The sequence below is a fragment of the Candidatus Edwardsbacteria bacterium genome, assembly GCA_018821925.1.
Taxonomy (GTDB): domain Bacteria; phylum Edwardsbacteria; class AC1; order AC1; family EtOH8; genus UBA2226.
In genome coordinates this window covers 13,889-35,949 of sequence record JAHJLF010000039.1, presented here as the reverse complement: position 1 = coordinate 35,949, position 22,061 = coordinate 13,889, and the positions used below count along the sequence as shown (strand labels likewise).

Annotated in this window: 20 protein-coding genes; 11 read left to right on the top strand and 9 right to left on the bottom strand. The window is 53.4% G+C overall.

What is annotated here, in order from left to right; genetic code table 11:
• Window position 1: 1 nt before the first annotated feature.
• The 9 genes from KJ869_03820 to KJ869_03780 all read left to right on the top strand — a co-directional run bounded on the left by KJ869_03820 (window position 2) and on the right by KJ869_03780 (window position 11,660).
• On the top strand, window positions 2-4,741 hold the full coding sequence (locus KJ869_03820) for a GAF domain-containing protein (GenBank protein ID MBU1576317.1): 4,740 nt from the start codon (window positions 2-4) through the stop codon (window positions 4,739-4,741).
• 78 nt (window positions 4,742-4,819) lie between these two features.
• Window positions 4,820-6,070: a HAMP domain-containing histidine kinase gene (locus tag KJ869_03815; protein MBU1576316.1), complete on the top strand. Its 1,251-nt coding sequence runs from the start codon at window positions 4,820-4,822 to the stop codon at window positions 6,068-6,070.
• Window positions 6,071-6,343: 273 nt separating this feature from the next.
• Window positions 6,344-6,505: a hypothetical protein gene (locus tag KJ869_03810; protein MBU1576315.1), complete on the top strand. Its 162-nt coding sequence runs from the start codon at window positions 6,344-6,346 to the stop codon at window positions 6,503-6,505.
• Window positions 6,506-6,590: 85 nt separating this feature from the next.
• Entirely contained in the window at window positions 6,591-8,150 is a 1,560-nt protein-coding gene (locus tag KJ869_03805) for a bifunctional response regulator/alkaline phosphatase family protein (protein MBU1576314.1), read from the top strand.
• A 101-nt stretch (window positions 8,151-8,251) separates the two neighbouring features.
• The gene (gene tsaE / locus KJ869_03800; GenBank protein MBU1576313.1) at window positions 8,252-8,716 is read left to right on the top strand and encodes a tRNA (adenosine(37)-N6)-threonylcarbamoyltransferase complex ATPase subunit type 1 TsaE; all 465 of its coding nucleotides are present in this window, start codon (window positions 8,252-8,254) and stop codon (window positions 8,714-8,716) included.
• Window positions 8,713-9,390, top strand: a complete 678-nt coding sequence (gene tsaB, locus KJ869_03795; protein ID MBU1576312.1) for a tRNA (adenosine(37)-N6)-threonylcarbamoyltransferase complex dimerization subunit type 1 TsaB — start codon at window positions 8,713-8,715, stop codon at window positions 9,388-9,390. Before tsaE ends, tsaB begins: the two co-directional genes overlap by 4 nt.
• Window positions 9,387-9,842: a ribosomal protein S18-alanine N-acetyltransferase gene (gene rimI / locus KJ869_03790; protein ID MBU1576311.1), complete on the top strand. Its 456-nt coding sequence runs from the start codon at window positions 9,387-9,389 to the stop codon at window positions 9,840-9,842. Before tsaB ends, rimI begins: the two co-directional genes overlap by 4 nt.
• Entirely contained in the window at window positions 9,836-11,167 is a 1,332-nt protein-coding gene (gene rlmD / locus KJ869_03785) for a 23S rRNA (uracil(1939)-C(5))-methyltransferase RlmD (protein ID MBU1576310.1), read from the top strand. The genes rimI and rlmD overlap by 7 nt, the downstream gene beginning before the upstream one ends.
• 4 nt (window positions 11,168-11,171) lie before the next feature.
• A complete protein-coding gene (locus KJ869_03780; protein MBU1576309.1) occupies window positions 11,172-11,660 on the top strand; it encodes a hypothetical protein in 489 nt (162 codons plus the stop codon).
• 14 nt (window positions 11,661-11,674) lie between these two features.
• On the opposite strand, the gene KJ869_03775 is transcribed toward KJ869_03780, so the two are convergent.
• Window positions 11,675-12,556, bottom strand: coding sequence for a hypothetical protein (locus KJ869_03775; protein ID MBU1576308.1), 882 nt, complete (start codon window positions 12,554-12,556; stop codon window positions 11,675-11,677).
• A gap of 61 nt (window positions 12,557-12,617) precedes the next feature.
• Between KJ869_03775 and priA the strand changes: the two genes are divergently transcribed.
• Both priA and KJ869_03765 read left to right on the top strand, forming a co-directional pair.
• A complete protein-coding gene (gene priA / locus KJ869_03770) occupies window positions 12,618-14,972 on the top strand; it encodes a primosomal protein N' (GenBank protein ID MBU1576307.1) in 2,355 nt (784 codons plus the stop codon).
• Window positions 14,973-15,081: 109 nt separating this feature from the next.
• The gene (locus KJ869_03765; protein ID MBU1576306.1) at window positions 15,082-15,351 is read left to right on the top strand and encodes an HU family DNA-binding protein; all 270 of its coding nucleotides are present in this window, start codon (window positions 15,082-15,084) and stop codon (window positions 15,349-15,351) included.
• Between the two features lie 74 nt (window positions 15,352-15,425).
• Here the strand turns inward: KJ869_03765 and KJ869_03760 are convergent, their stop codons facing one another.
• The 8 genes from KJ869_03760 to KJ869_03725 form a co-directional block, all read right to left on the bottom strand.
• Window positions 15,426-16,022, bottom strand: a complete 597-nt coding sequence (locus tag KJ869_03760) for a DedA family protein (protein MBU1576305.1) — start codon at window positions 16,020-16,022, stop codon at window positions 15,426-15,428.
• The gene (gene ispF / locus KJ869_03755; GenBank protein MBU1576304.1) at window positions 16,019-16,495 is read right to left on the bottom strand and encodes a 2-C-methyl-D-erythritol 2,4-cyclodiphosphate synthase; all 477 of its coding nucleotides are present in this window, start codon (window positions 16,493-16,495) and stop codon (window positions 16,019-16,021) included. The genes KJ869_03760 and ispF overlap by 4 nt, the downstream gene beginning before the upstream one ends.
• Window positions 16,486-17,166, bottom strand: a complete 681-nt coding sequence (gene ispD, locus KJ869_03750) for a 2-C-methyl-D-erythritol 4-phosphate cytidylyltransferase (protein MBU1576303.1) — start codon at window positions 17,164-17,166, stop codon at window positions 16,486-16,488. The genes ispF and ispD overlap by 10 nt, the downstream gene beginning before the upstream one ends.
• A complete protein-coding gene (locus KJ869_03745; protein ID MBU1576302.1) occupies window positions 17,167-17,595 on the bottom strand; it encodes a GNAT family N-acetyltransferase in 429 nt (142 codons plus the stop codon).
• A 126-nt stretch (window positions 17,596-17,721) separates the two neighbouring features.
• Window positions 17,722-19,098, bottom strand: coding sequence for a DNA repair protein RadA (gene radA, locus KJ869_03740; protein MBU1576301.1), 1,377 nt, complete (start codon window positions 19,096-19,098; stop codon window positions 17,722-17,724).
• Window positions 19,095-19,487 carry a DUF559 domain-containing protein gene (locus tag KJ869_03735; protein ID MBU1576300.1) on the bottom strand — a complete coding sequence of 131 codons (393 nt, stop codon included), beginning with the start codon at window positions 19,485-19,487 and terminating at the stop codon, window positions 19,095-19,097. Before KJ869_03735 ends, radA begins: the two co-directional genes overlap by 4 nt.
• Window positions 19,488-19,623: 136 nt before the next feature.
• Complete coding sequence (locus tag KJ869_03730) at window positions 19,624-20,817, bottom strand: hypothetical protein (protein ID MBU1576299.1); 1,194 nt, start codon at window positions 20,815-20,817, stop codon at window positions 19,624-19,626.
• A gap of 18 nt (window positions 20,818-20,835) precedes the next feature.
• Window positions 20,836-21,675 (bottom strand): MCE family protein, encoded by an 840-nt coding sequence (locus tag KJ869_03725; protein MBU1576298.1) that lies wholly within the window; start codon window positions 21,673-21,675, stop codon window positions 20,836-20,838.
• Window positions 21,676-22,061: the final 386 nt, after the last annotated feature.

Below are 22,061 nucleotides of genomic sequence, written 5' to 3'. Positions count from 1 at the left end.
AATGATCTCGAAAAAAAGCGGCAATCGACCTTTGCGGAAACAGACCCCCCAGCGTAAAGTACCCAAGGCCGCCGCCGACAGGGGCAATTCCGGAATAGGCCGGGATGATATCCTGCTGGACACCATCGTCGAGGTCAGCCGGGCCGCCGCTACCTACGCCGATTCCGACAGCGTCTTTGAGGAGATATACAGTCGGATCATCAGGTTCATCAGGCCCCGGAACATGCTGCTGGCGCTGGCGGAGCCGGAGAAAAAAATATTCACCGTGATCTTTGAATACCGGAACGGCCGGAAAGCGAAACCGGTGAGCTTCCCTCTGGGGCAGGGGTTGGCGACCTATGTCTGGGAAAAAAGGGAGCCGATACTCAGCAACGACTATAGAGAAGAATGCCGGAAAAGAAGGCTAAAGACCACCGCTCCGGCCACCAAGGCCTGGCTGGGAGTGCCGCTGCTGGCCGGGAATGTCTGCCTGGGCATACTGATGATCTGGGACGACCAGCATCACGATATCCTGACCGGCGATACTTTGAAGCTGTCCGAAATCCTGGCTAACCAGGCGGCCGGGGCCATATACAACGCTAAAATGCTTGGAGACTCCAGGCAGAGCATCAAAGAGCTGTCCACCCTTTTCCAAGTGACCAGCGCCGCGGTAAGCCAGCAGAACCTGGGACAGGTTTTGAACACCATTCTGGAGATCATCAGCAATTCATTGGGATATCCCAATTGCGCCATCCTGTTGAAGGACCAGACAGGACAAGATCTTTTCATCAAGGCGGCCGTGGGGTATCCTGAAAAACAGATAGGGATGAAGATCAAGATAAGACAACAGGGTATATGCGGCTGGGTGGCGTTTCATGGGAAGACCCTGTATGTACCAGATGTTTTAAAGGATAAGAGATATCTGGAGGGAGTCCCAGAGTGTCGTTCGGAGGTGGCCATACCATTATGGCACAAGGATGAAGTGATCGGGGTGCTGGATATCGAAAGCCCCACCGTCAACGCTTTCGGAGAAAATGACCTCAAGCTGCTTGAGAACTTTGCCGGGCAGGCCGCCCTGACCATCAACAAGATCCGGTTGGAGGAGCTGGCCGAAAGGAGGATCCAGGAGCTTTCCGATATCAACAGCATTTCGCAAAGCCTTACGGTCAGCAGCGATCTGGGGGCAGTCACCGGCAAGATAGTGGAGAAGATGGCCTCCTCTCTGTCGGTGAAAAAATGCCTGATAAGTCTTTACAACCAGGAGAGCGACGAGATAGAGGTCCAACTGCCGATCCATTATTCCGAGCCGCTGTCCAAGACCCAGCGGGAAAAATATCGGAATATCGAGACCCTGGCCGGGCAGTTCCACTTCAAACTGAGCCAGGGGGGCATTGCCGCCTCTGTTTTCGAGAAAGGCCGCCCGTATTACAGCAATGAGGTAGCCCAAGACCCTTACGTGCTGGAGAAATTTGTCGAGATCTTCGAGATAACCAAGCTGATCGTCATTCCGCTGTCGACCAGAAACCGGATCATCGGCCTGGTCTATGCCGCCGATAAGATCGACGGCGGCGATTTTACCGATCGGGACGTCAAATCCGCCGAGGGCCTGGCCTTCCAGGCGGCCCTGGTGTTGGACAACGTCGGATTATACAACGATATGGTGGAGGGCCTGAAACAGCTGTCCATTTTGTATCAGTTCAGCCAGGCCATCACCTCATTCACCGATGCCAATGAGATCTTAAAATTGGGGATGGATACCATCTCCCAGGTGATAACCGCCGACACTCTCTCGATAATGCTGGTGGACCAGCATGACCAAAAGCTGAGGATAAAGGCTTCCAAAGGATTGTCCCCGGCAACCATAGCCAAGACGGCCTTCTCCATAGGGCAGGGGCTGGCCGGCTGGGTGGCGGAGCAGCAGCAGCCGGTGCTTACCGACGATCTGGGCCAGGACAAGCGTTTCAAATTGACCGGGCAGGAGGAAAAACTGGCCTCCACGATCTCCGTTCCCCTGATGGCCAAGAACCGGGTGATCGGGGTGCTGAACATCAACAATTATTCCGGCAACCATCGCCGTTTCGTCCGCAAGGATATGGAGCTGGCTTTGACCCTGGGCAATTCCGTAGCCATGGCCATGGAAAGGGCCGAATTAGTGGCCGCCCTGGACGGCAGGATCACGGCCCAAAAAGCCCTGCTGGACACCAGCTCCCTGCTGCTGGGGACTCTGGATGTCAACCAGATGCTGGATCAGATCGCCGGCCAGATCGAACAGCTGATCCCGTTTGAACGGCTGGCCATCTACCGGGCTGACTGGGAAAAAAGGCAGCTTTATCCCATTCTGGCCAGGGGCCCCAACACCGAGGAGATCATGGCCGATCTGCCCTTCTCTGTGGACACCGGTCTGACCGGGGCCATCGCCAGGAGCGGGGCGTCCGAGATGATCAAAGACACCGATAAGGACCAGAGGACCGCGGTGGTGCCTGGCACCACCGCGGAGGCCGAGTCGTTGCTGGTGCTTCCGTTGATGGTTCAGGAACGGGCCGAGGCGGTATTGGTCATAGGGCGGGAAATATTCCGGGGCTTTACCGACCGGGAATTTGAACTGGCTTCGCTGTTCACCAACCAGGCCGCAGTGGCCTGGAAGAATGCGGCCCTGTTCTCCGAGATAAAGAACAGCGAAAACAAGCTGGCCGACACCAACAGCCGGCTGAACCTGGCCTTAAAACGGCAGATAGAGGTCAACACCGAGCTGTCCACTCTGCAGTATCTGTCCAGCACCATCCTTTCTTCGCTCAAACTGGAGGAGATCCTGTCGGTGATCGTGGAGGGCATTCGCAGTAGCCTGGGCTTCGAGGCGGTTCTGATCAGTCTGGTTGAGGGCGGCGGCCAATTGCTTACCCATAAGGCGGCCTCCGGTTTCAGCCCTGAGGAATTTGAAAGCATCCGGCAGGTGCATTCCAGCCTGGAGCAATACCTGAACCTGATGAAACCTGAATATAGGATAGGCAATTCCTACTTTCTGCCTTTTGGCAAAGATGATGGCAACGGGGACAGCCCTCGGCCCGATAAAGAAGGCAAGGGTGAGGATTGGCAGCCCGGCAACCTGCTGATAGTGCCCCTGTATTCCAAGGAGAAGAAACTACTGGCCATCATCCAGATAGACAAGCCTGCCGACGGCAAGATCCCCGACAAACGGAAGGTGCGTTCGCTGGAGGCCTTTGCCAACACTGCGGCCCTGGCCATTGCCAACGCCACACTGTACAACGATGCCCAGGCCCGTATCAGCGAACTTTCCACCCTGCACGACATCGGCATAGTGATATCCTCGGCCATCGAGAGGGAAAAGCTGCTGGAAAAGGTGGTGGAGGTCATCCGGGATACCCTGCATTACCTGAAGGTGGCCATCTTTACGGTGGAACCGCAGAGCAAGAGCATCTTCATCGGGGCCCAGTGCGGCTACGGCGAGGAGCTTAATATGCTTTACTTCACCGTGGGCGGCAACAGCGTGGTGGGCTGGGTGGCCGAGCACGGGGAGCCCCAGGTAGTGAACGACGTCCGCAACGATCCGCGCTACAGCGCCATCGATCCCCGGGTGCTTTCGGAGATTGCGGTGCCCATCAAGCGGGAGGGCAGGACCATCGGGGTGCTCAATATTGAGGATGACAAGACCGACGCCTTTACCGAGTCCGACCTGCGGCTGCTGACCACCCTGGCCAGCCAGGTGGCGATAGCCCTGGATAACGTCAGGCTGTACGAAGAGGCCAAACGCCGGATCATCGAGCTGTCGGCGCTGCATGACGTGGGCACCACGGTCAGCTCCACCTTGAAGCTGGATGTCCTGCTGGACCAGGTCTGCCGCATCCTGAGTGACACCTTTCATTACAACAAGATCGCCATAATGATCGTGGACCGCAATGCCAACGAACTGGTTTTCAAGGCCAGCCTGGGGTATGGTGATATCCTGAAGGAAATGGGGCGGCGGCTGAAGATCGGCCGGGAGGGTATCACCGGAATGGTGGCGGCCACCGGCGAGCCGATCATGGTCAAGGACGTCACCCAGAGCCAGCATTACGTCAGCATCGACGGCAAGACCCGCTCGGAGCTGGCGGTGCCGCTTAAGATCAAGCAGCAGGTGGTGGGGGTGCTCAACGTGGAGAGCGACAACGTCAACGCCTTCGACCAGGTGGACCTGCGATTGCTGACCACCCTGGCCAGCCAGGTGGCGGTGGCCCTGGAGAATGCCCGGCTGTACGAGGAGACCGAGCAGTTGGCGGTCACCGACGGCCTGACCGGCCTGAACAACCACCGCTTCTTCCAGTCCTTCTTTGAGCGGGAACTCCATCGGGCCCGGAGGTACAATCATCCTTTGTCCCTGATAATGATGGACATCGACCATTTCAAGAAGATCAACGATACCTTGGGGCATCCGGTGGGGGACAAGGTCCTGATAGAGGTGGCCAGGCTGCTCAGGGAGCAGGCCCGCGACGTGGATCTGGTGGCCCGTTACGGCGGCGAGGAATTCATGCTGGTGCTGCCCGAGACCAAAAAGTCCGAGGCCCAGCTGCTGGCCGAGCGAATCCGGATGGCGGTGGAGAAGAACCGGTTCGAGGCCGAGGGGGCGAAAAACATCGGCCGGGTGACCATCAGCCTGGGTGTCTCCGGTTTTCCGGATGACGGCTCCGAGAAGGACGAGATAATAGACAAGGTGGACAAGGCCCTTTACCGGGCCAAGGCCGGAGGGCGGAACCAGGTCAGGATTTAATAAGATCTTTTGAAATAGATAGTTGTTAGGGTTTAGAATTTAGTGCCTAGGATTAAATTTCATTAATTGAAATCATTTATGGTCTCTTTTGTAAAACCGCATTCCAGATGGACCGGGATCTGGCGTTCCTACTTGTTCGTGGGGGCCGCCAGCCTGGTGCTGGTCTCTCTGATCTACACCACCCTGCTGATCCGCAAGCTGGAGGAGGAGCCCCGGATCATGTCCCGGGTGTTCGCCCGCTTTTGCATGACGGCGGCGGTGCCGGAGGTGGTGGGGGACGTGCCGGAGACCGGCATCATCTTCGAGGAGATCATCCAGAAGATTAACTTCCCGGTGGTGGTGACTGATAAGAACGGCGTCCCCCTGGCCTGGAAGAACATAGGCATCGAGCCCTACCCCATGACCCCCGAGCAGATACAACAATGGGATTCTCTTAAGCCCGACGATCCACTGCTGGGGGTAAAAACCGCCATTCATAAATTGGATGATGAGAACGAACCCATTCCTATGATGATTAACTCCGACTCCACGGTGGTGGGTTACGTCCATTACGGGGATCCCCAGATATTGAAGGAGCTGGGCTACATCCCCTTCATCCAGATCGGCATGATCGCCCTGTTCGTCTGGATAGGATTCATAGGGTTCCGGGCCATCAAGGCCGGCGAGGAGCGGGCGGTGTGGGTGGGGCTGGCCCGCGAGGCGGCTCACCAGCTGGGCACCCCCATCTCCTCCCTGATGGGCTGGCTGACCTTGCTCAAGGACGGCACCAAGGCCGCGCCGGAGATAATTCCCGAGATGGAGAACGACCTGGCCCATCTGGAGAAGGTGCTCAACCGTTTCAACCAGGTGGGCTCCATTCCCAAACTGGCCGAGGCCGATATTAACCAGCTATTGCATCAGGCGGTGGAGTATTTCACCCATCGGGTGGCTAATATGGGCAAGAATATCCGGTTTGAGGAAAACTACGACCATGATCCCGCGGTCCTGCTGAACCAGGACCTGTTCACCTGGGCGGTGGAGAACCTGATCAAGAACGCTATCGATGCCATTGACGATCCCGACGGGGTGATATCCATAGGCACCACTGTTTCCGCCAAAAAGATAGAGATCACCATCAGCGACAACGGGCGGGGGATACAACCGGGGCACCAGAAAAAGATATTCTCCCCCGGCTTCACCACCAAGGCCCTGGGCTGGGGGCTGGGGCTTTCGCTGGTCCGGCGGATCATAGAGGATTATCATCAGGGAAAGATCAAATTGCTCAACAGCCGTCCGGGACAGGGATCAACCTTTATGATAACCCTGCCCCTCAAAAGGCACGGCCAGTGATTTTTAGGGCAATATCGAACTGATATTAAGTTTCACCTGCACAGTTATCTGCTTCTCTTTTAATGCTACTTTCTGTACCGCCAGAAAGTAGCCAAAGAGCTCGGCCTAGCAGCTACCGGATGGGTAACTATATCCGTGGCCTAAATTTCTTGATGGGATAAATAAAGCATACACTCTGCAAAAAATTCTTCACGGCCACTGTAGTCTTCCCCGTCCGCTGAAACGGCCACTTTACGGGGGTTTTGTAACCGCGGTTCGCTTCAGCGATGCTGCTTGACAAAAGCTGCCGTTAAGAATGTTTTGCCTGCTGCAGCTCTGTTTCGTGGTCAAGACATTCAGGCAGCTGGCAACAAGGTCTTCAGAGCAGCGCTGCGCGAAAGTTCTCTTTGTAGCTTTCTCTTCAAAGAGAAAGCGGAGAAAAAAGAATATGCGTAGACTCTAAGAAATAGGTTTCTTCCCTTGCTATGTAACTATCCGCAAGTGTTACATACTACAAAGTTATCTAAAGAAGAGGTGTTTTATGGATGAGGGCTACAGGATACTGTGGGTCGATGACGAGATTGATCTGCTTAAATCGCAGATCATTTTTTTGGAGGGAAAAAATTACAAGGTGACCCCGGCCGCCTCCGGGGAGGAGGCGGTAAAAAAGATCGGGACTTCCTCCTTTGACCTGGTGCTGCTGGATGAGATGATGCCCGGCATGGACGGGCTGGAGACCCTGTCGCGTCTTAAACAGATAAATCCCGACCTGCCGGTGATCATGGCCACCAAGAGCGAGCGGGAGGAACTGGTGGAGCAGGCCCTGGGTCAGAGAATAGACGACTTTTTGCTGAAGCCCCTGAATCCGGCCCAGGTGCTGGCCTCCTGTCGCCGGGTGCTGGACGGCCGCAAGCTGGTGGAGGAGCAGACAGTCCGGGAGTACGTCCAGGCCTCACAGGATCTGCGCAACTTCGACTACCGCACATTGGACTGGCAGGAATGGTGCCGCCATTACCGCAATCTGATAGAATGGGACATGCGACTCTCCCAGCTGCGGGACGACGGCCTTCATGCCAGCCATGAGGGCACTCTTCGGGAGGCCGATCTGGAGTTCTCCCGTTTTGTGGAGGACAACTACCCCGGCTGGCTGCATGGCCAGTCGCGGCCCCTGCTGTCCACAGACATCGTGGAGCGCTACGTGGTACCTCCGGCCAAAGCCGGCAAAAAATGTCTGTTTCTTATTTTGGACTGCATGAGGCTGGACCAGTGGATGACCATCGAGCCGGTGATCAAGAATTATTTCGACATCCACACCGATTATTATTATTCGGTGCTGCCCACCGCCACGCCTTATTCCCGCAACGCCATATTCAGCGGACTTTTCCCGTCGCAGATAGCCAGGAGTTACCCCCAGTACTGGGAGAAAAGCGATACGGCCAACGAGGCCAGCCGCAACCGTTACGAACATCAGCTGATGGATATCAATCTGGCCCGGCTCAAGTGCAAAACCTCGCCCGATCCCCGCTATATCAAGATATTCAACATTGATGAGAGCCGGGAGGTGCGCAAGAACTTTGGCTCCTACCAGAACGTTCCGTTGATCAGCCTGGTGGTGAACTTCATGGACATTCTGGTGCATTCCCGGGCCGACTCCCAGGTATTGCAGGAGATAACCCCGGACGAGAAGGCCTTCCGTTCTCTGACCCTGACCTGGTTCGCCAATTCCGACATCTTCCATATCCTGCAGATGGCCGCCCACCAGAAGCGGGAGGTGATCATAACCACCGACCACGGCTCCATCCAGGGGCGGCGGGGGAGCGAGATCAAGGCCGGGCAGAACACCACCTCCAACCTGCGTTACAAGTCCGGCAACAACATCTCCGGGGATCCCCGCCAGGTGTTGTGGATAAAGAACCCGGCGGATTATCTTCTGCCGGAGGAATACAAGGGGATGCAGTACCTGATCGCCAAGGAGGATTTCTACTTAGTGTACCCGACCAAATACGAGGAATACCGCAAGCGGTACGAGGGAACCTTCCAGCACGGCGGGATCTCCATGGAAGAGATGATCCTGCCGGTGGCGGTAATGAAGCCGAAATAAAGATTAACTAAACCTATAAAACCATATGACATTCCCGAGAAACTTGTCCTCATGAAAATGGGGATCGGGAATCCAGGATAGTACAATCTGATTTGTAAAATATGGCAGATATAAGCAATCCTTCACATATAACAACTTCTTCTCCCGAAGATACCAAAGCCTTCGGGCAGAAGCTTTCGGCCCAGTTAAAGCCCGGACAGGTGGTCTGCCTTTTCGGCAATCTGGGTTCGGGCAAGACCTGCCTGGCCCAGGGCATCTGCCGGGGTTGGGGCGTGCAGGAGCCGGTGGTCAGTCCCAGTTTTACCCTGCTCAATGAGTATACCGCCAGGCATCCCATCTATCATTTCGATCTGTACCGATTGAAATCGCCCGATGAATTGCTGAACATCGGGTATGAAGAATATCTTTACGGGGACGGTCTGGTGCTGATAGAATGGCCGGAGAACGCCGGAAGCCAGCTTCCCCAAGACAGATTGGATATTTTCATCACCATCAGATCACCGGAGGAAAGGGAATTCAAAATGATCCCGGTTGGCGGGTTCCCGATGGATTGGGATATTTTATGATGTATTTGTGCCTGGATACCAGCGGGATCTATCTTAATATCGCCGCCTGCCGCAAAGGGAAAGTGCTGGCGGGCCTTTCCAAGGAGGTCGGCGCAGGGCATTCCGAAATTCTGGCGGATGAGCTGGGAGCGCTTCTTAAGAGCCATGATATGAAGTTATCGGATATTGGACTGCTGGCGGCAGCCACCGGGCCCGGATCTTTTACCGGGTTGCGGGTGGGTATTGCTTTTATAAAGGGCCTGGCCGCCGGGCTTAAACTGCCGACCATTTCCCTGAACACCCTGGATGTGATGGCCTGCTCGCAGGAATCAAAAGACGGGTATTTGTCGCCCATGATCGATGCCAAGAAAAAAGAGATATACACCGCCTTATATAAAATGAAGGACGGTCGGCCCGAAAGGGAAAGCGATTATCTGGCCATCTCGCCGGATAAATGGCTGGCAATGCTGCCGGAGGATGCTCTGCTGTTCGGCAGCGGTGAAGCAAACTATAGGGAGCTGTTCAAGACCTCTGTTAAAAAAATCCGGCAGGATGAGAATTTCCTCACCTCGGGCAGGATACTTCCCGGCCTGGCGGGATTGGCTCACCGGTTGTACCAGGAGGGTCAGGCAGTAGACCCCCATCAACTGGATGCCTTCTATGTGCGTCCGGCCGATGCAATAATAAAAAAATGAGCGAAAGAACCGTTAAAATGCGGCCGGAGCATCTGCCGGAGATATTGAATATCGAAAGGAGCTCTTTCCCCGACCCCTGGTCGGAGAATATGTTCCGGGAGGAGATGAAAGAAGACGGCCGCCGGATATTTTTGGTGTTGGAAAGCGACGGGAAGGTCGCCGGCTATGCGCTCGGCTGGGTGGTGCTGGACGAGTTCCATCTGGGGAACATCGCAGTGGTTGCCGAAAAAAGAAGGTCGGGATACGGCCGGCGCCTGCTTCAGGAGATCCTGCAACAGGTATACCAACTGGGCTGCCGGATGGCCAGCCTGGAGGTCAGAAGCTCCAACGAATCGGCCATCGAATTATATAAAACTTTCGGATTCAGGCCGATCGCCATCCGAAAAAAATATTATCAAAACGAGGATGCATTGGTTATGATGTCCGATATTGTTCCGGTGAATTCATGCTGAGGGCCGGACAGGTCCTGAATATCTCTTTGGATAACCTGGCCTACGGCGGCGATGCGGTGGGGCATCATCAGGGCCAGGCGGTCTTTGTGCCCTACGGCGTTCCGGGCGACGAACTCAAGGTCAAAATAACCGAGCCCCACAAGACCTACTGCCGGGGGGAGATCTATGAGATAATAAAACCGTCCGACCACCGGATAAAGCCGGACTGCAGGCATTTCGGGATCTGCGGCAGCTGTCAGTGGCAGATGATGGACTATCAATATCAGCTGGAGCAGAAGATAATTATAACCCGGGAGATCTTCAAACGGTTGGGTAAAATCGAAATCGATGAGATCGCTGTTTTGCCGCCGGCCGGCGAGTGGCATTATCGCAATAAAGCCCAGCACCCTGTCCAGGCTTCAAAAAATGGCAACAAGATAGGGTATTACCGGCTAAAAAGCCACGACCTAGTTGACATCGAAGAATGTCCCTTGTTGGAGGATTCGATAAATAAGGCCTTCCTGAAAGTTAAGGAGATCATCAATAAAAGCGGACTTAAGGGCTGCATCCCGGCCGGGCACAGCGGAAATTTGCGCCACCTGATCTTTCGCTATAGCAGGATCGAAGACGCCCTGTTGCTGGTTTTGGTCACCAGATTTGAACCGGACCTTCATAAGATAGCCCAAAGAATTTTGACGGAAGTCCCCAATATAAAATCAGTCTGGCAGAATGTGAATCCCACCCGGGGCAACGTCATCCTGGGAAAAAAATGGAACCACCTGGGCGGCGTGGAATACCTGTCCGAACGGATCGGCGAAATAACCTACCGGTTAGCGCCCGGCTCTTTTCTGCAGTCAAACCTTCAGACCACCGAGATCGCTTATCAAAAAATAAAGGAAAGCCTGTCGCTGGCGCCCGGTGATGAGGTGGCCGACCTGTATTCCGGAATGGGGTCCATCGCTCTGCAGCTGGCGGGGCAGGCTAAAAAAGTGGCGGCCATTGAGGAGTTCGCCCCGGCGGTGGATGATGCCAGAGCCAATGCCGCCCTTAATAATATCGGCAATTGCGAATTCCTTGGCGGCCGGGTGGAGGACCAACTGATTAAAATAAAATCAGCCGATGCACTGGTGCTGGATCCGCCGCGGCAGGGAGCCGCCCCCGGGGTCATCGAAGCCATCGCCAGGCTGAACCCCTCCCGGATCGCCTATTTGTCATGCAATCCCTCGACCCTGGCCAGGGATGCGGCGTTGCTGATCAATAACGGATATAAACTGCAGAAACTTTTTCTGGCGGATATGTTTCCCCAGACCTATCACATAGAGAATCTGGCAATTTTAACCAGGTGAGAAAATGAAGAATCGCATCATAAATTTATTTATAACTGCCGGCGTTCTGCTCTTGATAATGTCCGGTTGTTATTCTTTCAGCGGAGGCCGGCTGGATTTCAAGACGGTGGGGATCCCAGTAGTCGAGAACACCACCGCCGAATACCGTCTGTCGGAGATCATGACCAACACCATGATAACGGCGGTGAACAACGACGGCCGGGTCAAGGTCAGCGACCCGGAAAAGGCGGAGACCGTATTGGAGCTGGTGGTGACCGGCTACGCCCGGGTTCCTTTTGAATACACCAGCCAGGAACAGGTCAACCAGTACAAGATCACCGTCACCGCCAAGGCTAAGCTGAGATCGGCGGCCGGGAAGGTTTTATGGGAGTCGGCCGGCCTTTCCGGGTGGAGTGCCTATCAGGTCAGCGAATCTGACGAGGAATCCGGAATGAAAAAAGCCGCCGAAAATCTGGCGGCCGAGATCATAAGGCAATCCTTTGAATCATGGTAGGTGTTTCCATGCTATTACTGGGAGCTGAATACCTGGACCCGGTGGTTATCGGTGTCCACAATATAGAGGTTGCCCCGGCTGTCTATTGCGATGCCGTTGGGATTTAAAAACTGGCCGGGTTCGGTGCCGGCCCCGCCACCGTAGCTGGTAAAAAGTCCTTCACCAGTGAATTCCTGGAAACGATCGTTGCCGGAGTCGGTAATCATCACCTGGCCCGAGGGCCCGCTGAAAATACCCCCCGGGCTATCGAACTCCCCGTCGCCCTCGCCGTAACCGCCCCAACTGCGGATAAAAATGCCCTCCTCCGAGAAAACCTGAATCCGATTGTTTCCGGCATCCACCACATACAGGCGTTTATTCCCATCCACCGCCAGGCCCTTGGGGTGAAGGAACTGTCCGTTCAGGGATCCGCTCTGCCCCAGCGCTGAGATCAGGTTCCGGTTTTGATTAAAAAGATAGATCTGGTTGTTCTGCCGGTCTGAAACATAAAAATAATCGGCGACGAAAGCAATGCCCCATGGTTTTGAGGAATCCGGCAGAGGGATGTATTTCAACATATTTCCCGCGGTGTCGCAGACCACCACCCGCCGGTTGCCGCTGTCCACGATATACAGGTTGCCTTCGGGACCGAAGGCCAGCGCTGTGGGGTCGTCAAAGCCGGCGCTGTCCCGCCCGAAGCGGCCCCAGCTGTTTATCCACTGTTGGTCGGGGTCCAGCTTTTGGATGCGGTCATTGCCGATCTCACTGACATAGATGTTTCCTTCTTGGTCAAGGGCTATACCGCTGGGGAAGATGAATTCGCCGGGCCCGTCGCCGAAGTCGGCCCAGACTGTTCCACCGGCCGCGAATGTCAATATGGCTGCCAGCAGGAAATATTTCACTGTAGTTTTATCCATCTATAAATCCTTGTTCAAGGCATAAGGTTAATTTAAAAAAACAAATTTGTCAAGCAAAAGTTTGAAATACGCTGATGTGGCGCTGTCCATTCCCCAGAGCCGCTGTTTTACTTATCTGATTCCCGATCACCTGTCGGTGGAAATTGTGGGGATCAGGGTGCGGGTGCCCCTGGGCCAAAGGGAGGCCATCGGATATGTGGTGCATCTGAGGGAATCATGTGATTTCCCGGCCAAGCCCATTCTGGAGGTGATAGATAATAAGCCGGTCATAAGCCGCGAGATGCTGGAGCTGACCGAGTGGGTCTCCAACTATTACCGCTGCGGCTGGGGTGAGGCCATCCGGGCAGCGCTGCCGCCGGGAATGGACGCCAAACAACTGAGGATGGTCTGGCTCAACGGCAATTTTTCCGGGGAGATCCCGGCCGACCCGCTGCTGGATCATGTAATTGAGAAGGGCTCGGTGTCGCACCAGTATCTTTTGAAGAAATTCGCTCCCTCCGCCGAAAAGGGCATTGAAGAATACTGCCGAATGGGGCTGCTTTTTTCCGAGCCGGTGTGGCAGAAGGCCAAGATCGCGGTCAGAAAGGAAAGATGGCTGGTATTCCGCGGCCCGGCCGATAAAACAAGTTTGAAGCTTTCCAAAGGACAGGCCGAACTGTTGAGCATCATTAAGCAGAACGGGGCGGTGCCACCGTCAGCGATCAAAAGCAAAAGGCCTGCGGCCCTGAAGCTGGTGGCCCTGGGGCTAGCCGGTTGGGAATGGCGGGAGAAATTCAGGGGACAGCAGGAGCCTGGGTGGGCCGAGGAGGATACTGAGGTCACTTTGAATGCTGAACAACAGCAAGTGTTGGATTCAGTATCAGCGGATATCAATTCCAAAGTGTTCTCGGTGAACCTGATATCCGGGGTCACCTCCAGCGGCAAGACAGAGATCTACCTGAAGGCCGCGGAACAGGCCCTGGCCAAGGGCCGCCAGGTGCTGATACTGGTTCCGGAGATCGGGATGACCTCGCAGATGCTGCACCGGGTAAGATCCCGGCTGGGCCAGGTGGCCGTCTGGCACAGCGAAATGGGAAGCGGGGAACGCTATGATGTCTGGAGGGCAGTAAAACGCGGAAACTTCCGGGTGGTGGTGGGCACTAGGTCGGCGGTGTTTACCCCCTTTGATGATCTGGGGTTGATAGTGATCGACGAGGAGCATGACGCCTCGTACAAGCAGTCCGACATGGCTCCCTTGTACCATGCCAGGGATCTGGCCATCATCCGGGCCCGAAAAAATGACGCCGTGGTGCTGATGGGATCGGCCACCCCTTCGGTGGAAAGCTACTACAAAGCAAAAACGGGAAAGTTCAAATTATTCCGGCTGGAAAAACGGGTCGGGTCAGCCGATCTGCCGATGGTGGAGGTGGTGGATCTAAAAAAACTTCCTAGGGAGGACCGCCTGATCTCGCCGCTGCTGGGCCAGGAGATCGGAACCTGTCTGCAGGCCGGGCGCCAGGCGATGATCCTCCTGAACCGCCGGGGGTTTGCGCCTTACCTTCAGTGCGGGAAATGCGGCACCCTGATAACCTGCCCCAATTGCAGCGTCAGCCTAACCTATCACCGCAGCGGGGAATCGGTGTTGTGTCATTATTGCGGGTACCAGGCCAGGCTGCCGGAAACCTGCCCTACTTGCGGCAGCCTGATGTTGCAGCACCGGGGCTATGCCATCCAGCAGCTGGAGGCGGAGTTGAAGAACATTTTCCCGGAGGGAAGGATCAGCCGGATGGACGCCGACACCACCGGGCGCAAGGGGGAGCATCACCGGATACTGCAGGATTTTCTGTCGGGCGGCTCGCAGATACTGCTGGGCACCCAGATGATATCCAAAGGACACCACTTTCCCAACGTCTCGCTGGTGGGGATAATAAACCTGGACGATATTCTGGGCCTGCCCGATTTCCGGGCGGCCGAACGGGCCTTCCAGTTGATGGTGCAGATGGCGGGCCGGGCCGGGAGGGGGCAGCATCCGGGGAAGGTGGTCATCCAGACCAGGATGCCCGATAACCCGGTGATCAAATGGTGCCGGGGGAACGATTATTATTCTTTTGCCGAGTGTGAACTGGCGGCCCGTGAGGAGTGCGGCTATCCGCCGCATCGGTACCTGGCCCTGCTGACTTTTACCGGTAGCAGCCAGGCTGGCCTGGAGGACTTCACCGAAAGTGCCGCCGAAAAAATAAAATCCGGTGCCAGCCGGGCGGAGGTACTGGGCCCCACACCGGCTCCGCTGGCCAAGATCAAGGGAAGATTCCGCTGGCAACTGATGTTAAAGGCAAGTTCGCCTTCGGAGATTAAAAAAGCTTTGGATGGAATCGCCCCGGGCCGGAACGAAAAAATAAGATTATCGGTCGACGTCGACCCGGTGAACATGCTGTAAAGAAAATATTTAAAAAAAATACTTGACGCTAATGCCCGTAAATGCTATACTATCGTTAAGTTTGAAATAACATTCTTATATTTCATTAAACGAAAGGAGGGATAAAGTAGTGAACAAAGCCGAATTGATCGAAGCAGTGGCCAAAGTTACCTGCACCAAGGCAGAGGCTGGCAATGCGGTTAACGCCGTGATCGACAACATTGCCAAAGCTTTGAAGAAGGGCGACTCCGTTACCTTAGTTGGTTTCGGTACCTTCAGCGTCAAGAAGAGAAAAGCCAGAATCGGAAGGAATCCGCAGACTGGCAAGGAAATCAAGATTGCTGCCAAGAAGGTCCCCGCCTTCAAGCCTGGTAAAGAGCTAAAAGAAACCGTAAGGTAATTATCGTTGGAAAAAGTTAGGGTCTTGTATCATATGATACAAGACCCTTTTTATTTTGCCCCACCCCCCCCCGGTCACTTAAAAAGCTTTTTAGTGATTATCAGGGATAGCACAGACAGGGCCATTATGATCATCACCACCATGATGATCCCGCTGACCATCTGCTTGGCCCGTTCCCCGAAGTAAACTCCCAAGGCGATCACCAGTACATACCAAAGTACGATGCCGGGGATGCCGTAGATGATCACTTTCCTGAACTTGTAATCGGTCAGCCCGGCGATCAGGAATCCGAATGATCGGCCGCCGATCACCGCCCGGTTGAGGGCCAGGATGATGTTGCCGTATTTTTTAAAATGACCCTCCATCTCCAGCAATCTTTTGGGGGAGAGGAAAAACCGGGGTTTGGCCAGAAAGAACTCCCGGCCCTTGCTGGCCCCGATCCAATAGATCAACAGGGCCCCCAAAGCCCCGCCCACAAAGGCGGAGACGAACAACGGAAACCAATGCAGGCTGCCTTGGGCCACCAGCAGGGCGCAGAACAGCACTACCACATCGCTGGGGATGATTGGGAAGATGCCCTCGACAAAGGTGGTGACGAAAACCGTCAGATAGGCCCACAGCCCGCCCTGGGCGGCGAAGGACTTGGTGATCCCTTCCAGGTCCAGATTCATTTGATCCTCTCTACCAGCGCATTGGCAAAAGCGCAGATGCCTTTTCCTTTTCCGATATCCCCCAGCCCTTCGTTGGTGGTGGCCTTAACCGACACTTTCGTTCTATCGATCCCCAGGGCCAGGGCGATATTTATTCTCATGTCATCGATGTACGGCGTCAGCTTTGGGGCCTCGGCGATCAGCATGCCGTCGATATTAGCCACCCGGTAGCCGGCTTTTTTGATGACCAGGGCCGTTTTCTTCAGTAGCAGCAGGCTGGAGATGTCTTTGAACTTGGGGTCAGTATTGGGGAAATGCCGACCGATGTCCCCGGCGGCCACTGCCCCCAGCAGGCTGTCGGCAATGGCGTGGCAGAGTACGTCGGCATCGGAATGGCCCAGCAGACCCAGCTTGAAGGGGATATGTACTCCACCCAGGATCAGACGGCGGTCCTTTGCCAGACGGTGGATGTCGTAGCCGAAGCCTATGCGGATCTTTTCTTTTTTAACAGGCATGACGCTATCTCCAAGTCTATAGGGGTGGTTATCTTTATGTTGGTGTCGTCGCCGGGGACGATGAAAATTTTTCCTTTGATCATCTCCACCAGCTGGCTGTCATCGGTTACGGATATGGCTCTCTGGTTAAAGTGAGATCGCTCCAAAATCTCTTTCTTGAATCCCTGCGGAGTCTGGGCCTTCCACAGACCGGAACGATCAACCGTCCCTTTGATCCGCCCTCTATCGGAGCTTTTTATGGTATCGGTGACCGGCGAAGCCAGTATGGCCGCGCCGTGCTTTTTAACGGCCGAGATGACCAAAGCTATCTGCTCCGGACGTATCAGGGGCCGGGCGGCATCGTGTATCAGCACAATATCGGCTTTTGGGGAGACGGAATTGAGCCCGGCCCGAACCGAGTCCAGCCGTTCTTTGCCGCCGGAAACAATGGCGGCCAGTTTGGAGAATCCGGCGAAATACTTAAGACCATCAAACTGATAGGAGGGAGGCTTCACCAAAACGATCTCGTTGATCATTTGGCAGTTCTGGTAGGCCTGCAGGGAATATTCCAGCATCGGCCTGCTGTTGATCCTGACGAAGGCCTTGGGGATACTGTATCCTAAACGGAGGCCGCTGCCGGCGGCTACTATGATGCAGGAAATATAAGCCATCTAAATATGATCTCCATCGCGTTTGGTCAGATAAAGTATGTCGGTATGCACCACATAACCCATCTTTTTGGCCAGTTTGAGGGAGGCCTGGTTGTATTCGTGGACCAAAAGTCCGAATATCCTGATGCCATGCTTCCTTAAGGCTTTTTCTCCGGCCACTGTCAGTGCCTGGGCCACGCCCTTCCCCCGGTAATCGGGCCCCACCGCTATCCGGTTAAGCCAGCCCTTGCGTCCGTCATGGGAAGCGATGACGGTTCCGATCATCAGGTTTTGGTCAAAAGCCCCGATGAAAAAGTCGGGGTTCTGTTTCATCTCCCTGGCGATGTGGGCCCGGCTGTCCCGTCCTTTGGGCTTGACCGGCAGTTTGGATCTGGTCCAGAGCTTTATCAGTTCCGGATAGTCGGCAATGGTGAGTTTTCGAATCTTCATAATAAATTCCTTTCTTGAACCGCGGAGACGCAGAGGATACTGAGGAATCTAAAAATACGACTTTTAGCGCTTCGCGTCCCTTCGGCTCGGCTCAGGGCATGCTTTACTGTAAAAAAGATTTGTTGCTTATACTATCAAAGCCTGGAGGGCATCGGACAGGTAGCGGACCTCCACCAGCTTGATCTTGGCTGAATACTTGTCCTTGGTATTGTGGGCCGGGATGATCATCCGTTTGAAACCCAGCTTCTGTGCCTCGTTGATCCTCTTGTCCAATTGTCCGACGCTGCGGATCTCGCCCCCCAGTCCGATCTCGCCCACCACTGCGGTGTCCGGGTCGGCGTTCTTATTTTTGAAGGCCGAGGCCACCGCCGCAGCGATGCCCAGGTCTATGGCCGGCTCATCCAGCTTGAGCCCGCCGGCGATGTTGACGAAAACGTCGTGCATCCCCAGATTCAGTCCGGCCCGGCGTTCCAAAACAGCCAGCAACATAGACAGTCTGCGATGATTGAATCCGGTGGGCACCCGCTGGGGGTTGCCGTAGGAGGCCGGGGACACCAGGGCCTGGATCTCCACCAGCAGGGGACGGGTGCCCTCCAGCGAGCAGACCACGGTGGAGCCCGGGATCTCCCGGGTTCGTTCCGAAAGAAATACCTGGGAGGGATTGGCCACCTCAACCATGCCGGCCTCCTGCATCTCGAAGACGCCGATCTCGTTGGTGGAGCCGAAACGGTTCTTGACAGATCTCAAAATCCTATAGACGTGGTGCCGTTCGCCCTCCAGATACAGCACGGTATCCACCATGTGCTCCAGGGTGCGGGGCCCGGCGATGACGCCCTCCTTGGTGACGTGGCCTATCAGGATGGTGGCCAGGTTTTCGGTCTTGGCCAGGCGCATCAGCTCGGCCCCGCATTCCCGTACCTGGCCCACCGAGCCGGGGGCTGATTCCAGATCGGTCCGGTATATTGTCTGGATGGAGTCCATCACCAGGATATCGGGCTTTAATTTGTGCACCGTCTCCAGGACATTCTCTAATATGGTCTCGGACAGCAATAATAAATTATCCGAGTTGACTTTCAGCCGCTGGGCCCGGAGCTTGATCTGGGCCGGGGATTCCTCTCCGGAAACATATAAAACCTTTTGGCCGGATGAGGCCAGCCGATCCACCAACTGCAGGGTGAGGGTGGACTTTCCAATGCCGGGGTCGCCGCCGATCAAGGTCAATGATCCCGATACTAAGCCGCCGCCGGTGACCCGGTCGAACTCGGAGATGCCGGACATTAATCGCTGGTCATCCCGGATCTCGATCTCCTTCAGCGTCTGCGGCAGGGTGGGGGCGGATTGCCGTGTAGCCTTGTTCTTGCCCGGCCGGAGGTCGGCCCGCTTGATCTCCTCCACAAAGGTGTTCCAGCCCCCGCAGGACGGGCATTTGCCCAGCCATTTGGAGTTCTCAAAGCCGCAGGACTGGCAGACGAAGTTGGTTTTTGGTATGAGTTTGTTTTTCATGACCCCTCCCTTAATCCCTCCCCTCGAGGGGAGGGTGGGGTGGGGTCAGAAAGAATTTGTTTTATTACCATATCCATATTATTCATAACTTCTTCATTGGAAAACCTTAGAACCCTTATACCGTGTCGGTTTATGATCTGGTCCCTGAGTGTGTCGTAATCCTTTTGCTCTTCATGAATGCCGCCGTCTATTTCGACTACCAGGTTTAATTGGTTGCAATAAAAGTCGGCAATAAAGCCGTGAATTATCTGCTGTCTCCTGAAGTGTAGGTTGGCAATTTGATGTTTTCGGCAGGCATTCCAGAAGCATTTTTCGGCCAAGGTCATTTCTTTGCGAAAGGCTTTGGCCATGGTTAGTTTTATTTTGGTGCTTTTTTGATTGCGTATCATATTTTTACCCCTCCCTTGATCCCTCCCCCTTCGAATCTGATCAGGGTGCAAGTCTCAGGGCAGGCTCTCGAGGGGAGGGTGGGGTGGGGTGGGGTCGGGGCGGTCAAACCCCGCAGGACTGGCAGACGAAGTTATTTTAAAAAGGTGAAGTAATACGTATATATTTAAAAATAGCGTCACAATTCCATACACCAAAACCAATATAATTATCATCATCTGGTATATTATCGGTGGTTGTTTCAGCTACGCAAATATCATCTACAAACAATTTAATAACAAAATTATTTAAATCGACTCTCAATTTATAATATTTATCTGTTTCAAAATGCGGTTTGCATGTGTTTAATTTTAAGGGGATTTCTTTTGATTCAATGCCTTTCCTTAATGTTAGTTTGTTGTGGCCACCATCTCTAAATATTACGGCATATCCACCAGGCAAATGAAAGCCAACGCCACCTAATTTTAAGTTTGAAGAATATTTAAAAATGCAATATATTTCAATACTAACCGATTTTGGAATTGGGTATCGATACTTTAAAATGTAAGGTTTTACAGAATAATTCATTGCAGATAATAAAAGCCCCTCATCTGTTATCTCATGTCTGCCCTTATATAAGGTAACCCAGTTCAATATATTATTAAATTGATCGTATAACGAAGGTGTAAATAAAAAAGATGCTGTTTGTGGTTTTTTTAAATTGTAATCCTTTGTTATAATGTCAGCTTTATATATATTAATATCCAAGTCTTTATTGGGTGCCCAAGTAAAAAATCCATCTTTTGTTTTATTTAATTTGTAGCGATATTTAGATGCATTATTTTCATCATATAAGTCAATAAAAGCGTCACCAAAGTTTGATAGATTTTGTATTTCTAATTTAATAGTGGGGGAGAGGGTGTTATATATTGCTATTTTGCTAGAACCTTTGACAAAATAGGTTGCGTCTAATTGTTTTTCTGTGGGTGTAGTAATTTTAATGTTGTCAGTAATTTTCCAAGATAAATAATATCTTATGCCGCTAATAGATGATGATAACATCAATAAAAATGCTAAAAGAACAATAAACCCCTGAAATTTTGTTCTACCCAAGGCTTCAATTATTGGTTTGAGATGCATTTTGTTCTTGGAAAAAGAAGTAATCCCTTTTTCAAATAATTTGCCCTTTGCTGTAAACTCAAAATATATGAAAATAAATAATATTATAGAAATTAAAACGTTAAATTTTATGCTTAGTAATAATCTTAGACCAGTTATAAAGTCTAGTAAAATACCAATACCTATAATGATATATGGTATCAACCTAACTAAAAGTGATTTTGTTTTTTTCATAATTAAATAACGTTATATTTAAAATATCTCCACCGTCAAATACTTCTTGGGGTTGGCCTTTATGTCGGCTATCAGCGCCTGCAGGTCCTTGTTGGTCTTGTTCAACTGCTCGTAAAGTTCTTTACTATTCACTAGCTGTCCGACGGTGCCCTGCCCGGAGTTGATCTTATCGGCAATGGAATCCATCTTGGCGCTGGATCGAGTCAGGTATTGAATGGTGCTGTCCAGTTTCTCCTTATTGGGCGAGATCAGCTTATTCATGTCCTTGACCGTCTCGGTGATAGCGGCCCGGTTCTGGGAGGCCATCAGGCTCAACTGCTGAGAGGCCTGGTCCAGGTTCTTTAAGGCCGACGAGATATTCTTGATGTTCTCCGGGGTGGCCAGGTCGTTCTTCATCTTGCCTATCAGTTGGGCGGCCTCGTTGGCCAGATAGCCCATCTTGACCATGGTCTCCATCAATCCCGGCGAGCGGTCGCCGTCAACGGTCTGCGAAGGGTCGAAGGGCTGGGCGGAGCTGCCGGGGTAGACCGCGATCCGCTTGTCGCCCATCAAACTGGCGTCCGACAGCCAGAACTGAGCGTCTTTCTTTAATGCCACGTCGTGGTCTACCATCAGTACTGCGATCACGCCGGGCTTGGCGGAATTCAGCGAGATGGACTTCACCTTGCCCTTGTCGAAGCCGGACACCGTCACCGGGTCGCCGCCCCGCAGGCCGCCGGCATCCTCGAAGGCCACGTTGACCAGGTAGCTCTTGCGCCCGATGTCCACCCGGTTGAACCATAAAAGTCCGATTATCAAAAGGGCGATGGCCGAAAGCACCACCACGCCCACTATGGTCTCATTGTATCTTTTGGACATGAAATACCTCTAAATGAAATATAATTTAATGCTCATATTAAAAAGTCTTTTCTCGGCCCTTTCTGTCCGGGCAGAAAGGGCGAAAGACCCGCCGGGGGCACAGGGCTTAACGGTTAATAAACCGCTTATATTAACAACAATGTTTTGAAGAAAAGAGCACACGCTACGAAGCATTGATATTTTAGGTATTGTTTTCAGCAGCTATTCGCACTGTGCCCCCGGACCCCATTTGGACGCCTGGTCCACTTAACTTAACCTGTAAGAATTTACAGGTTAAGCCGGGTCTTAAAACTTCCGACCTCACCCTTCCCTCTCCTAATGCTTTAGGAGAGGGGTAGGGGAGAGGTGTTATAAGAGAAAGCGGGAAAACCGCCATATGATAGGAA